Raw genomic sequence first — 13,267 nt, 5'->3', positions numbered from 1 at the left:
GTCATGAGGTTCTTGCGGTCGACCAGGGTCGTCACGGGCCTGCTCCTGTCCTCGCCTCGGCCTGCGGGTGGCGTCCGGGGCCCGGACGCCGCAGTCCTTCCCCGCCACCGTGGCGCGCCGGAACCCCGCCTGTCGTGGTCGCAGGCGCGCAGGCACTGGTAGAAAACCTGCATGACGGCCCGACCGGTGCCCGCGCGGCCCGCCGCGGTGGCGCTCGACGTCTCGCAACCCCCCGAGGTGGTCAACCAGGGCCGGGGCACCCACGGCGTGCTGCGCTCGGAGGACGTCTTCCAGCTGCCGCAGCTGTGGTCGCTGCACCTGTACGGCTACGCGGCGGACCTCGAGGTGGACGGGACCCCGCACGCCATCACGCCGGGCTGCGTCACGCTCGTGCCGCCCGCGTCGCTGATCCGCTACCGCTACCACGGTCCCTCGCAGCACCTCTACGCCCACCTGCGGGCGCCCCGCCTGCCCGCCGCGGACAGTCGGGCCGCGGCGTCGCGGTTGTCGGTCCTCATGCACCCGGGCGCCGACCTGCCCCGGATCACGGAGCTGATGGAGTCGGCGGTCGCCTCGGCCGTCGCGCGTCCCGAGCGGACCCGCGCGGACGTCTGGACGGTGCTGCTGCGCCTCGCCGACCGGGTCGAGGCCGCGCCCGCCGACCCGGCCGGTCGCCCGGACCGGGTGCCGGACGTCCACCGGGTCCCGGACTACGTGGCCGCGACGGTGTCGGTGATCGAGCGGCGCCTCGCCGAGCCGCTCACCGTGCGGGACGTGGCGGCGGCCGTCGGGGTCTCGCCCGGCCACCTCACGCGGGTGTTCTCCGCCCGCACGGGCGAGACCGTGGTCGGGTACCTGCGCCGCCGGCGCGTCGAGCACGCTCGCCACCTGCTGACCAGCAGCACGATGTCCATCAGCGCGGTCGCGGCGTCTGTGGGCATCCCGGACCTGCAGGCGTTCAACAAGACCTGCCGCGCGGTCACCGGCTCCTCGCCGCGCGGCCTGCGGGCCGGGGTGTGAGCCCTTGCGGGGGAGCAGGAGTCAGGCGGCGGCGTCGCGGCGGCGGGTGCGCGCCCCGCTGACGACCAGCACGACGACGGCCAGCGCGGCGCCCCCGGCCGCGCCGTAGGCGAACCCGCCGGGGAACCCGTCGTCCGGGGCGGCCCGCACCACGCCGGCGAGGAACGCCGCGAGGAGCAGCAGGTAGGGGACCAGCCGCGGGGTGAGGACCCGGGCCGGCGCCTCGACGGCCACGCCCAGCCTGCGGGCGTAGACGAGGCTCACCCAGCTGACCGCCCCGACGAGGCAGAACAGGGTGATCGCGTACGGCAGCGACTCCTGCCCGCCGATCCAGACCATGGCGGTCGAGGCGGCCAGGCCCAGCCAGAGCATGAGCTGCAGACCGACCGCGGACGCCTCGTTCCAGACGTCGCGCTGCCGCTCCTCCCGGTAGAAGGGGCTCGTCAGGTCACCGACGCGGGCGGCCGCGCGCAGGAACCAGTCGTCCTGCACGTCGTCGACGTCGACGTCGTGGATGTCGTCCTCGTGCTTCACGAGTGCACCTCCGTGTCGTGGGAGCGGCCGGACGGGGCCGCGGGGTCGTGGCCGAACAGCTCCTCGACGCTGCGGCCCAGGTGGGCGGCCACGGCGAGGGCGAGGTAGACGGACGGGGCGTAGTTCCCTGCCTCGACGGCCACCACGGTCTGGCGGGTGACGTCGACGGCGGCCGCGAGCTCGGCCTGGGTGAGCCCCAGGGCCGACCGGGCCGCCCGGACGCGGTTCGCGCGTCCCGCTGCGGAGGTTCTTCCCATGCCCCGAGTGTCAAGGCTACCGGACACGATGTCAAGGGAACCAGACACGGCGGGCGAGGCGGGTCGGCGATCTCCCCGTCACCGGGTGGCCGCCGGGCGTGACGCGCAGTACGTTCCGCGCGCCCTCACGACGACGTGAGCGCGCTCGCACGACGACGTGAGGAGGACGACCATGCGCATCTCCCGGAGGCTGGCCGCTGCGGCGCTCGCAGTACCGCTGGCCCTGTCGATGACGGCGGGTTCCGCGCAGGGAGGTTCCCGGCCCGGCCACCCCCACCCGGGGGGCTGCCGGCAGTGGATCGCCCTGACGTTCGACGACGGCCCCAGCTCCTACCGGACGCAGACGCTCGAGACGCTGCGGGAGAAGCAGGTCCCCGCGACGTTCTTCGACGTCGGCGTGCGGGTGGCGGCCAACCCGCAGTTCGCGGGGTTCGAGGCGCGCGAGGGGCACCTCGTGCTCAACCACACCTGGGACCACCCGCGGCTCACCACCCTGACCGCCGAGGAGGTCCGCTCGCAGCTCGCGCGCACGGAGCAGGTGCTGGCCCGCGCCGGGGCCCCGCTGCCCTTCCGGCTCGTGCGCCCGCCGTTCGGCGCCACCGATCCGGCCGTCGAGAGCGCGTTCACGGCCGAGGGCTACGCGTTCGTCACCTGGGACGTCGTCGCGGTCGACTGGGACGTCGCGACGACCAGCGAGGAGGTGCGGGACACGATCGTGCAGGCGCTGCGCCCCGGCCTGGTCGTCCTCATGCACGACGGCCCGATCGACTCGGCCGCGGGCGCCGCGGACGAGGCCGCCCTGCCGCAGGTGATCGACCGGGCCCGGGCGCAGGGGTACTGCTTCGGGCAGCTCGACGCCGAGGGGGAGGTCGTGCGCGCCCGCTACCGCGGAACCCGGGCGCCGGTCCCCGAGGTCATCAACCCCGTGCCGTACCTGCCGCTGACGGAGACCAGTCGCGGGCAGCTCCCGCCGGAGCCCTACGTCGTCGTGGACCCGGCGGCCCAGAACTGATCGTGCAGACCTGATCGCGCGGATCTGCTCTTGCGGGCGTGATCGTGCGGGCGTGGACGCCGCGTCGGAAGGGCGGGAGTTCCGGGGACCGGCCGCCGGCGGTTACCGGGTTCCCGCCTGCCCGGCGGCGGTTCGCGGGCCGCGGCGGGCCCGGGTGCCGAGTTCCGCGTTCCCTGGAACTCGGCTGGACAGCGGCCCGGGTTCGGGGAAGCATCCGGGTCCACCGGCCGGACGGCCGGATCTGCCAACGGAGGTGGACATGACTCGTCCCGGCCGGAACCCGCGTTCCGCGATCGCCACTGCTGCCCTGCTCACCGCGTCGCTCGTCGCCGCCGGGACCGGCGCCGCTGCGGCCGCGAACTCCACCGGGGACTCGGGGACGGCGGGTCACGGCCGCCACCGGGCCACCGGGAACTGGGTCTCCGGGTGGCAGGGCAGTCCCACCGCCGGCGGCACGTTCGACCCCGCGAGCTGCCCCGCCGACACGGGCCTGGCGGACCAGACGGTGCGGGACGTCGTCCCCGTCAGCGTCGACGGCGACCGCGTGCGGGTCCGGGTCTCCAACGCCTTCGGGGCCGCCCCGCTGCGCGTGGGTTCCGCGTCCGTCGCCCTCTCCGCCCGCGGCGCCGAGGCCGTGCGGGGCACGGTGCGCCCGCTGCGGTTCTCGGGCAGCGCCTCCGTCCTGGTGCCGGCCGGGGGCGAGGCGCTCAGCGACCCCGTCGACCTGAGCGTGCAGGCGCTGCAGCGCCTCGCGGTCAGCGTCTACCTCCCCGAGGCCACCGGCCCGGCCACCCAGCACAACAACTCCCGGGAGACGAACTACCTGGCGGCCGGCGACCACTCCGCCGACCGGACCCCGGCCGCGTTCACGACACCCGTCACGTGCTGGATGTTCGCCTCCGGCGTCGACGTGGAGGCCGCCCGCCGGGTGGTGGGCACCGTCGTCGCGCTGGGGGACTCCATCACCGACGGCGACCAGTCCAGCATCGACGCCGACGCCCGCTACCCCGACTTCCTCGCCCGCCGCCTCGACGCGCGGCGCGGGCCCACCCTGGCCGTCTCCAACGCGGGGATCGGGGGCAACGAGCTGCTGCGCAACCGCGTCCCCGAGCTGTTCGGCGTCTCGGCCGCCGGCCGGCTGCCCCGCGACGTCCTCGCGCAGGCCGGGGCGCGCTCGGTGATCCTCGTGGAGGGCATCAACGACATCGGGGCCGAGGCCGCGCGGGCCGAGGACCTGATCCAGGCGGACCAGCAGATCATCGCGCAGGCCCGCGCGGCGGGGCTGCGCGTCTACGGCGCCACCCTCGTGCCGTTCGGCGGGTCGAACGCCGTCTACGGCGCGGACTACGGGACCCCCGCCGGCGAGGCCGAGCGCCAGCGGCTCAACGCGTGGATCCGCACGTCGGGTGCCTTCGACGCGGTGTTCGACCTGGATGTGGCGCTGCGCGACCCCGCCCACCCCGACCGGCTGCTGCCCACCTACGACAGCGGTGACCACCTGCACCCCAGCGACGCCGGGTACGAGGCGATGGCGGCCGCGATCGACGTCGACCGCCTGGTGCGCGACGCCCAGGGGGCGCAGGGCCGGCCCTGACACCTCGTCCTCCCACCGGGTCGCCGCACCTCGTTCCCGCCCGCCGTCTCCGCCCCGGCTCCGACCGTGCGCCGCCACCTCGACCGGGGTGGCGGCGCGCGGTGCGACGGCCGGGGGTGGCGGGCCACCGCGTCCGGGCTGAGGGGCAATGCCCCGCGGGGCGGGTCTAGGGTGCTGGACGCCCGGGTGCGGCCTGGCGCCACGCCTGGCACCCGACCCCGACGACGAGGAAGACGAGGATCGCTGGTGGACCTCTTCGAGTACCAGGCGCGCGACCTGTTCGCAGCGCACGGAGTGCCCGTGCTGGACGGGAGGGTCGCGACCACCTCCGAGGAGGCCCGCGCCGCGGCCGAGGCCATGGGCGGCGGCACGGTCGTCGTCAAGGCCCAGGTGAAGGTCGGCGGACGCGGCAAGGCGGGCGGCGTGAAGCTCGCCCACTCACCCGAGGAGGCGGCCGAGAAGGCCGGCGAGATCCTCGGCATGGACATCAAGGGCCACACGGTCCACCAGGTGATGATCGCCGAGGGCGCGAAGATCGCCGAGGAGTTCTACTTCTCCGTCCTGCTGGACCGCTCCAACCGCACCTACCTGGCCATGGCCAGCGTCGAGGGCGGCATGGAGATCGAGCAGCTCGCGGTGGAGCGCCCCGAGGCGCTGGCCCGCGTCGCCGTCGACGCCCTCACCGGCATCGACGCCGCGAAGGCCGCCGAGATCGTCGAGACCGCGGGCTTCGCGCCCGAGCTGCGCGAGCAGGTCGCCGACGCGATCCAGAAGCTGTGGACGGTCTTCGTCGCCGAGGACGCGACGCTGGTCGAGGTGAACCCGCTGGTGCGCACCGAGGACGGTTCGATCGTCGCGCTCGACGGCAAGGTCACCCTCGACGAGAACGCCGACTTCCGGCACCCGGCCCACCTCGAGCTGGTCGACGCCGCCGCGGCGGACCCGCTGGAGGCCAAGGCCAAGGAGATGGGCCTGAACTACGTCAAGCTCGACGGCGAGGTCGGCATCATCGGCAACGGCGCCGGGCTGGTCATGTCGACCCTCGACGTCGTCGCCTACGCCGGCGAGGCCCACGGCGGGGTCAAGCCCGCCAACTTCCTCGACATCGGCGGCGGCGCCTCGGCGCAGGTCATGGCCAACGGCCTCGACGTGATCCTCAACGACGCCCAGGTGAAGAGCGTGTTCGTCAACGTCTTCGGCGGCATCACCGCGTGCGACGAGGTCGCCAAGGGCATCGTCTCGGCGCTGGGCATCCTCGGCGACGAGGCGACCAAGCCGCTCGTGGTCCGCCTGGACGGCAACAACGTCGAGGAGGGCCGCCGCATCCTCGCCGAGGCCGCGCACCCCCTCGTCACCGTGGTCGACACCATGGACGGCGCGGCCGACAAGGCCGCCGAGCTCGCAGCGACCGGAAAGGCCTGATCCGTGGCGATCTTCCTGACCTCTGACAGCAAGGTCCTCGTGCAGGGGATGACGGGCTCCGAGGGGCGCAAGCACACCCAGCGGATGCTGACCTCCGGCACGAAGATCGTCGGCGGCGTGACCCCCGGCAAGGGCGGCCAGAGCGTCGACTTCACCGGCGCCGACGGCTCGCCCGTCGCGGTCCCCGTCTTCGGCTCGGTCGGCGAGGCCCGCGAGGCCACCGGCGCCGACGTCACCGTGATCTTCGTGCCCGCCAAGTTCACCAAGGGCGCCGTCATGGAGGCGATCGACGCGGACACCCCGCTCGTCGTCGTCATCACCGAGGGCGTCCCGGTGCACGACTCCGCGGAGTTCTACGCGCACGCCGCGGCCAAGGGCACCTCGCGCCTCATCGGCCCGAACTGCCCCGGGCTCATCAGCCCCGGCAAGTCGAACGCGGGCATCATCCCGGCCGACATCACCCCGCCCGGGCGCATCGGGCTGGTCTCGAAGTCGGGCACGCTGACCTACCAGATGATGTACGAGCTGGCCGACATCGGCTTCTCCTCGGCCGTCGGCATCGGGGGCGACCCGGTCATCGGGACGACCCACATCGACGCGCTGCAGGCGTTCCAGGACGACCCCGAGACCGACGTCATCGTCATGATCGGGGAGATCGGCGGCGACGCCGAGGAGCGCGCCGCGAAGTACATCGAGGAGCACATCACCAAGCCGGTCGTCGGCTACGTCGCCGGCTTCACCGCGCCCGAGGGCAAGACCATGGGCCACGCGGGCGCCATCGTCTCCGGCTCGGCCGGGACCGCCCAGGCCAAGAAGGACGCCCTCGAGGCGGCCGGGGTGAAGGTCGGCAAGACGCCGAGCGAGACCGCGCGCCTGGCCCGGGAGCTCGTCCAGTCCCTCTGAGCCACCGCAGCACCTGATCGACCGCAGCACCTGATCGACCGCACCACCACGGGCCCGCCGGGTCCGGGCCGGCACACCCGGCCCGGCCGGCGGGCTCCGTCGTGGGGGGAGTCCTCCGCCGGGGGTCTCGTCGTCGGCGCTCCGGGGGGCGGTGGGCCGGCCGTGCGCGGGAGTACCGTCCGAGTTCCGGGGAGCGGACCGGCGACGGCGCCACCACGCCCGGCTGAGACGAGGGTGATCGCATGTTCGTGCCCGGCGTGGACGAGGCGGTGGCCGAGGGGCCGCTCGCCGACTGGTACCGGACCCAGCGAGCGGCCTGGGGGTTCCTGCCGAACTACGCCGCCGCGTTCTCCACGCGGCCCGACGTGGCCGCGGCCTGGCAGGCGCTCAACGCGACCGTGCGGGAGGGGATGGACCGCCGGCGCTTCGAGGTCGTCACGATCGCCGCCGCCCGCGCCCGGCGCTCGACGTACTGCACCGTGGCGCACTCGACGTTCCTGCGGGACGTCTGCGGTGACGACACCACCCTGGCGGCGCTGGACCGCGACCCGAGCGGTGCCTCGCTGGAGCCGCAGGACCGCGCGGTGTACCGCTTCGCCACGAAGGTCGCGACCGACGCGGCCTCCGTGCAGGAGCGCGACGTCGAGGAGCTGCACGCCGCCGGTCTCTCGGACGCCGACGTCGCCGACGTCGCCGACGTCGTCTGCGCCGTCGCGGCCCGCAGCTTCTTCACGACCGTGCTCGACGGCCTCGGGGCGCAGCTGGACGCGCGGACGGCGCAGACGTTCCCGCCGGACCAGCTCCGCAGCATGGTGGTCGGCCGCCCCGTCGCGCCCTGAGACCGAGGCGCGACCGCCGCCCGCGGCGTCCGGGGGCGGCGCGTCGGTCCGCCGTCCGGGGAGGCGGGCGCGGGAGCATGGCGGGGATGTCCGAACTCCTCGACCGCCCCTCCCGCGACCGCTCCGACGTGACGGCCGCGGACCTGCTGCCGCTGCTGACCGCCGCCGTGCGCGCGGTCCTCCTCGTCCTCGTCCCGCTGCTCGTCGCGGCGGTCGTCGGCTGGATCGCCGCCGTCCGCTCGACGTCGTCGATGGCCGCCGTCGTGCGGGTCGGCGCGGACGTGTGGCTGCTCGGCCAGGGCAGCCCGCTCGCCGTCGTCGGGACCACCCCGGTCAGCGTGGTGCCGCTGGGCGTCACGGTGCTGTCGGTGCTCGCCGGGCGCCGGGCCGTGCGCTTCTGGGTGCGCGACCAGCGGGAGAACGAGCGGGGCGTGCCGTTCTGGCGCGGGGTGGGCACCTTCGCCGGCGCCTACGGGGTGCTCGCGCTGCTCGTCGCCCTCCTGTCCCGCAGCTCCGTCGCCGCCCCCTCGCCGCTCGCCGCGCTCGCCGGGGGCGCCGTCGTCGGGGGACTGGGTGCCGCGGCCGGGGCGTGGGCGCACCGCGGCGGGCTGCCCGCCGCGCTGCCGCCGTGGGTCGCGGCGGCCCTGCGCCCGGCCGTCTCGGCGACCGCCGTGCTCGTCGCCCTCGGCTCGCTCGCCGTCCTCGCCGCGCTGGCCGTCCACCACGACGACGTCCTGCTGCTGCACCGCGCGCTCGAGCCGGGCCTGCTCGGCGGGGTCCTGCTGACCGCGGGACAGGCGCTGCTGCTGCCGACGCTCGCGGTGTGGGCCCTCGCCTGGATCAGCGGCGCGGGCTTCGCCGTGGGGGTCGGCACCTCGGTCGCCCCGGGCGGCACGTCGCTGGCGACCCTGCCGACCATCCCCGTGCTGGGCGCGCTGCCCACGCCGGGCGTCAACCCGGTGGCCGCGCTGGCCGTGGTGCTGCTGCCCGTGCTCGTCGGCGCCGGGGTCACCCTCCTGGAGACGCGGCGCACGCCCCGCACCGACGGGCTGCTGCACCGCTGCGGCACGGCGGTGCTCACCGCCGCCGGGGCCGGGGTCCTCGTGCTCCTCCTGGCGGCCGCGGCGAGCGGGGCCGCCGGGTCCGGCCGGATGGCCGACCTCGGCCCGGCGCCCGTGCTCACGGCGCTCGCGGTCGCCGGTGAGGTCGCCGCCGGTGGTCTCCTCGCCGTCCTGATCGCCCGCGGGGTGCGGCGCCTGCGGGGCCAGACCGTCGACGTGCGGCTGCCTCCCGGTGCGGCCGGGCGCAGCTTCCTCGGTGGCGACCGGCCGGAGCGCGGCGGGGAGTAGGCGCTCCTCAGGCGGCGCGCAGCGCGGCCAGCGTCGAGCGCACGCGCTCGTACGTCGTCTCCGGCACCGGCCCGTCCAGGCGCAGGGCGAGCACGGCCGCACCGAGCAGGCCGTCGTCGGCCGCCCGCAGCCGCAGCCCGGTGAGCGCCTCGGTGAGCGCGGCCGAGCGCGGCACACCCGCCCCCGTGAGCCCGCGCCGCCAGGTGCTGCCGCCCGCCACGAGGGTGGTTCCCGGCTCCAGGCGCAGGGCCCGCAGCAGGGCCGCGACCGCGTCGCCGGCCTGCTCGACGAGGCCGGCGGCGACGGGGTCCGGGTCGGGGCCCGCGGCCGCGGCGAACGCCGCCGGCGCGAAGCGCGACAGCAGCAGGGGCGGCCGCGCGTAGAGCGCGTCGAGGAGCCGGTGCAGGTGCTCGGGGCGGCCGTACCGCGCCTCCTCGCCGGGCACCACGCCCTCCGCGGCGAGGACGGCGGCGGTCAGCGCGGTCGGCGGGCCGGACCCGTCGAGGTGGGCCACGACGGCGCGCACCACGTGCAGGCCGGTCCAGTAGCCGGAGCCCGCGTCGCCGAGCAGCCAGCCGCTGCCCCCCACGACGCGCAGCAGGTCGCCGTCGGCGATGCGCCCGGCGACCGATCCGGTGCCCGAGACGAGCCCGGCCCCGGCGGCCTCGGCCGTGCCGGAGGAGTACATGGCGAGCAGGTCGCCGACGCGGCGCAGGCGCGCGGCGGGGCCGGTGTAGCCGACCGCGGCGCCGAGCTCGGCCACGGGCAGCGGCCCCTCGCCCCCGGCCAGCGCGACGACGACCCCGCCGACGTCCGCGGTGCCGAGGCCCGCCTGGGCGAGGGCGTCGCGGGCGGCGCCGGCCAGGGAGGCCAGGGCCGTCGCCGTCCCGGCGGAGGTGGGGTTGCCCGGGCCGGCGCGCCCGCAGCCGCGGCAGGTGCCGTCGGCGTCGAGCACGACGGCCCGGGTGCTCGTGCCGCCGGCGTCGAGGGCGAGGAGGTGATCGCTCACCCCCGCCTCACTTCAGGCTGCCCGCCGCCACCGAGCCCTGCAGGCGGCGCTGGAAGATCACGTAGACGACCAGGACGGGCAGGATCGTCATCACCGCGGCCGCGAACAGCGCCCCGAAGTTGACGTTGTACCCGGCCTGGGAGGAGAAGGAGGCCAGGCCCTGGGTCAGCACGAACTTGTCGGGGACCGTGTTGAGCACCACCGGCAGCAGGTACTGGTTCCACAGCCCGACGAGGTTGAGGATCGCCACCGAGGCCATGCCGGGGCGGGCCATGGGCAGCATCACCTGGAAGAAGGTGCGCCACTCGCTGGCCCCGTCGATGGACGCCGCCTCGGCGATCTCCGCCGGCAGCTCCTCGAAGAAGCTGAGCAGGAAGAAGACCGTGAACGGGTAGGCGTAGGCCGAGTAGGCCATGATCAGCCCGGGCAGGGTGTTGAGCACGCCCAGCTGCTGCAGGACGAAGAACAGCGGCACCACGGCCAGGAAGATCGGGAAGGTCAGCCCGGCCAGGATGAGGTTGCGGATGAGGCTGCGCCCGGGGAAGTCGAAGCGCGACAGGACGTAGGCGCTCATGGCGGCCGTCAGCATGGTGATGACCAGCGCGCAGGCGACGACGACGACCGAGTTGAGGAAGTACTTGCCGATCCCCGCCGTCGTCCACGCGTCGGCGTAGTTCTGCCACCGCCACGTCTCGGGCAGCGAGAACGGGGAGGCGAAGATCTCCCGCGAGGTCTTGAAGCTCGACATGAGCGTCCACAGCAGCGGCACGGCGATGACGACCGTCCAGATGCTGAGGACCGTGTGCGACGTCGCGCTGACGGCCCGCTCGGCCGGGGGTGACCGGCGCTCGGGCGCGGGGGTGCCGGCGGCCGGGGCCGTGGGCGTCGTGGTCAGGGTCACCGCAGGACCTCCGCCTTCTTCTCTCTGCCGAGGAGCTTGCCGACCGCGAAGACGATCCCCACGAAGACGAACGTGATGACCGCCAGCAGCACGCCCATGGCGCACGCCAGGCCGAACCGGCCCTGGCGGAAGGCCGTCGAGTAGATCTGCTGGGTGATGACGAGCGTGGAGTTCTGCGGCCCGCCTCCGGGGTTGAGCACGGACACGAAGACGAACGCGTCGAGCGCGAAGATGCCCAGGTAGATGTAGGCGCTGCGCAGCGCCCCGGTCATGCTCGGGGCGGCGATGGACACGGCGGTGCGGAAGCGGCCCGCGCCGTCGAGGCGGGCCGCCTCGAAGAGCTCCGCGGGGATGCCCTTGATGGCCGCGACGAAGAGCACCGTGTAGAAGCCGACGAAGGTCCAGACGATGACGGCGACGGTGGCCGCCATCGCGGTGGACGCGTCACCGAGCCACGGGTAGTCCTCCGCGCTGCCGAACCCCAGCGACGTGAGGATGCCGTTGAGCAGCCCCGCGCTGGGGTCGTACACGGCCGCGAAGATGATGCCCGTGGCGATGGCGGGGACGATGTAGGGGAAGAAGGACACGACGCGGTAGAAGCTGGAGCCGCGCAGCCCCCGCACCCCGCCCGTCGACGAGCCGCCGAAGGTCACCAGGCAGGCCAGCGCGAAGCTCAGGACGAGCGTCAGCAGCGGGACGACGACCAGCAGGGTGAGGCTGTTGCCGACGGCCTTGAGGAACGTGGCGTCCCCCAGCAGCCGGGTGTAGTTGTCCAGCCCGATGAAGTCCTGGGTGGCGGTGAAGCCCGACCACGACGTCAGCGAGTAGTACGCCGCCTGCAGGAACGGGTAGATGACGAGGGTCAGGTACCCGAGGAAGGGCAGGACGAGGAACACGACGAACAGGCTGATCCGGTCGAAGGTCCAGCGTCGCCGCCCCCGGACCGGGGGCGTCTTCCGGCGCCCCGTCGCGGGGGCGGCGCCGATGATCGTCAATCAGCTCACCGAGACCTTCACCACGGAGTCGTCCTCGCGCACCTTGTCGGTGATGTCCTGCATGCCCGAGGTGAGGCCCGCGACGTCCAGCTCGCCGGACAGGAAGCTGTTCCAGACGACGAGCATGTCGGTGTTCAGACCGTAGATGTCGACGAAGTTGTGCGTGAACGAGTCCTCGCCGGCCTTGTCCAGCATGGCCACCTGCGAGGCCAGCGCCGTGGAGCCGAACGCGTCGGAGGGCACGGTGTCCTTGACGATGGTCGAGGACAGCTTGGTCTTGGCGAAGTTCGTCGCCGCCTCCTTCGACAGCATGATGCGCAGCGTCTCGAGGCCGCCGGCGGCGTTCTTCGCCTTGCTCGGCACGACGAAGGGCTCACCGGCGCTGGCGTGCAGGGCCTCGGCGGGCTTGGAGGCCGACGCGGTGGCCGCCGGGGCGGGGATGCCGGTCATCTGGAAGTCGGCGGCCGTCTGGTCCTTCATCTCGTTCTCGATCCACGAGCCCGAGGGGTAGAGCACGGCCTCCTGGGCCTGGCTCCACTGCGCCTGCGCCGCGGTGAACTGCGTGCCGGCGCCGCCCGGGCGGAAGTAGCCGGAGGAGACGGCCGTGCCCATGGCGGTCAGGACGGCCTGCACGGCGGGCAGGCTCCAGCAGTCGGCCTCGAGGTTGCCCAGGGCCTTGCGGACGTCGTCGCCGCCCTCCTTGATGGCGGAGTCGATGGCCAGCGTCAGGTAGTACGTGGCCGCCTCCTTGCCCCAGCAGAAGAGGTACTTGCCGGCGGCCTTGACCTTCTCGCCCAGTGCGAGCGCCTCGGCCCACGTGGTCGGCGGGGTCCAGCCGTTGGCGTCGAAGAGCGTCTTGGAGTACCAGAGGCCGTAGACGGTGAGGACGTAGTTCAGCTGCACCATCTTGCCGTCGTACATGTCGTCGGCGAGCATCCCCGGGTACAGGGAGTCCTTGATGACGGTGCCCTCGAGGTTCTTGGCGTCGACCAGCGACGTGAGGTCCGTGAGCTGCGCGGCGATCGTGGCCAGGCCGATGAGGTTCGCCCCGGAGTTGTCGAGCAGGTCCGGCGGGTTGCCGCCGACGAAGCGCGGCTGCATCTGCTGCGAGATCTGGGTGGACGGGGTGACCTTCACCTCGCCGCCGTGGGCGGCGGTGTACGCGGCCGAGGCGAAGGTGACGTAGTCGGTGCCGTAGCCGCCGTCGAAGATGACGGCGTCGACGGTGGAGTCCTTCGCGACACCGAAGGGGTTGTCCTCGCTCACCTCTCCGGCCGGCGGGGCCGACGACGCGTCGCCGGAGGAGCTGCCGCCCGCCGCGCAGGCCGAGAGGCCGACGGGCAGGGCGACGCCGAAGGTCGCCAGTCGCAGGAAGCGACGGCGGGCGACGGCGGTGGGGACGATCTCGGTCTCGCGGCTCACGGTTCTCCTC

13 protein-coding genes are annotated in these 13,267 nt (G+C 74.3%); 7 read left to right on the top strand and 6 right to left on the bottom strand.

Features of this window, described 5'->3' with window-relative positions:
• The first annotated feature begins 171 nt into the window (after window positions 1-171).
• Entirely contained in the window at window positions 172-1,020 is an 849-nt protein-coding gene (locus F1544_RS13445) for a helix-turn-helix domain-containing protein (RefSeq protein ID WP_167586175.1), read from the top strand.
• A 21-nt stretch (window positions 1,021-1,041) separates the two neighbouring features.
• Here F1544_RS13445 and F1544_RS13440 read toward each other — a convergent pair whose 3' ends face one another.
• Window positions 1,042-1,554: a hypothetical protein gene (locus F1544_RS13440; RefSeq protein ID WP_167586173.1), complete on the bottom strand. Its 513-nt coding sequence runs from the start codon at window positions 1,552-1,554 to the stop codon at window positions 1,042-1,044.
• Window positions 1,551-1,811, bottom strand: coding sequence for a helix-turn-helix transcriptional regulator (locus F1544_RS13435; RefSeq protein ID WP_167586171.1), 261 nt, complete (start codon window positions 1,809-1,811; stop codon window positions 1,551-1,553). The genes F1544_RS13440 and F1544_RS13435 overlap by 4 nt, the downstream gene beginning before the upstream one ends.
• Window positions 1,812-1,983: 172 nt before the next feature.
• On the opposite strand from F1544_RS13435, the gene F1544_RS13430 reads away from it, so the two are divergent.
• The 6 genes from F1544_RS13430 to F1544_RS13405 all read left to right on the top strand — a co-directional run bounded on the left by F1544_RS13430 (window position 1,984) and on the right by F1544_RS13405 (window position 8,930).
• Window positions 1,984-2,823, top strand: a complete 840-nt coding sequence (locus F1544_RS13430; protein ID WP_167586169.1) for a polysaccharide deacetylase family protein — start codon at window positions 1,984-1,986, stop codon at window positions 2,821-2,823.
• 259 nt (window positions 2,824-3,082) lie between these two features.
• Window positions 3,083-4,417 (top strand): SGNH/GDSL hydrolase family protein, encoded by a 1,335-nt coding sequence (locus tag F1544_RS13425; RefSeq protein ID WP_167586167.1) that lies wholly within the window; start codon window positions 3,083-3,085, stop codon window positions 4,415-4,417.
• A 246-nt stretch (window positions 4,418-4,663) separates the two neighbouring features.
• Complete coding sequence (gene sucC, locus F1544_RS13420) at window positions 4,664-5,839, top strand: ADP-forming succinate--CoA ligase subunit beta (RefSeq protein ID WP_167586165.1); 1,176 nt, start codon at window positions 4,664-4,666, stop codon at window positions 5,837-5,839.
• Window positions 5,840-5,842: 3 nt separating this feature from the next.
• Window positions 5,843-6,742 (top strand): succinate--CoA ligase subunit alpha, encoded by a 900-nt coding sequence (gene sucD, locus F1544_RS13415; RefSeq protein ID WP_167586163.1) that lies wholly within the window; start codon window positions 5,843-5,845, stop codon window positions 6,740-6,742.
• Between the two features lie 242 nt (window positions 6,743-6,984).
• Window positions 6,985-7,581, top strand: coding sequence for a carboxymuconolactone decarboxylase family protein (locus F1544_RS13410; RefSeq protein ID WP_167586161.1), 597 nt, complete (start codon window positions 6,985-6,987; stop codon window positions 7,579-7,581).
• An 86-nt stretch (window positions 7,582-7,667) separates the two neighbouring features.
• Window positions 7,668-8,930, top strand: a complete 1,263-nt coding sequence (locus F1544_RS13405; protein WP_167586159.1) for a cell division protein PerM — start codon at window positions 7,668-7,670, stop codon at window positions 8,928-8,930.
• Between the two features lie 7 nt (window positions 8,931-8,937).
• Here the strand turns inward: F1544_RS13405 and F1544_RS13400 are convergent, their stop codons facing one another.
• Genes F1544_RS13400 through ngcE form a run of 4 tightly spaced genes read right to left on the bottom strand, consistent with a single transcriptional unit; the run spans window position 8,938 to window position 13,257 of the window.
• Window positions 8,938-9,939: an N-acetylglucosamine kinase gene (locus F1544_RS13400; RefSeq protein WP_167586157.1), complete on the bottom strand. Its 1,002-nt coding sequence runs from the start codon at window positions 9,937-9,939 to the stop codon at window positions 8,938-8,940.
• 7 nt (window positions 9,940-9,946) lie between these two features.
• The gene (locus F1544_RS13395) at window positions 9,947-10,834 is read right to left on the bottom strand and encodes a carbohydrate ABC transporter permease (protein ID WP_208971842.1); all 888 of its coding nucleotides are present in this window, start codon (window positions 10,832-10,834) and stop codon (window positions 9,947-9,949) included.
• A gap of 2 nt (window positions 10,835-10,836) precedes the next feature.
• A complete protein-coding gene (locus F1544_RS13390; RefSeq protein ID WP_167586155.1) occupies window positions 10,837-11,835 on the bottom strand; it encodes a carbohydrate ABC transporter permease in 999 nt (332 codons plus the stop codon).
• Complete coding sequence (gene ngcE, locus F1544_RS13385; RefSeq protein ID WP_208971834.1) at window positions 11,836-13,257, bottom strand: N-acetylglucosamine/diacetylchitobiose ABC transporter substrate-binding protein; 1,422 nt, start codon at window positions 13,255-13,257, stop codon at window positions 11,836-11,838.
• Between the last annotated feature and the right edge of the window lie 10 nt (window positions 13,258-13,267).

Origin of the sequence: Kineococcus rubinsiae, assembly GCF_011839805.1 — a bacterium.
In the GTDB taxonomy this organism is placed as follows: domain Bacteria; phylum Actinomycetota; class Actinomycetes; order Actinomycetales; family Kineococcaceae; genus Kineococcus; species Kineococcus rubinsiae.
This window is presented reverse-complemented; position numbering and strand designations above follow the sequence as displayed.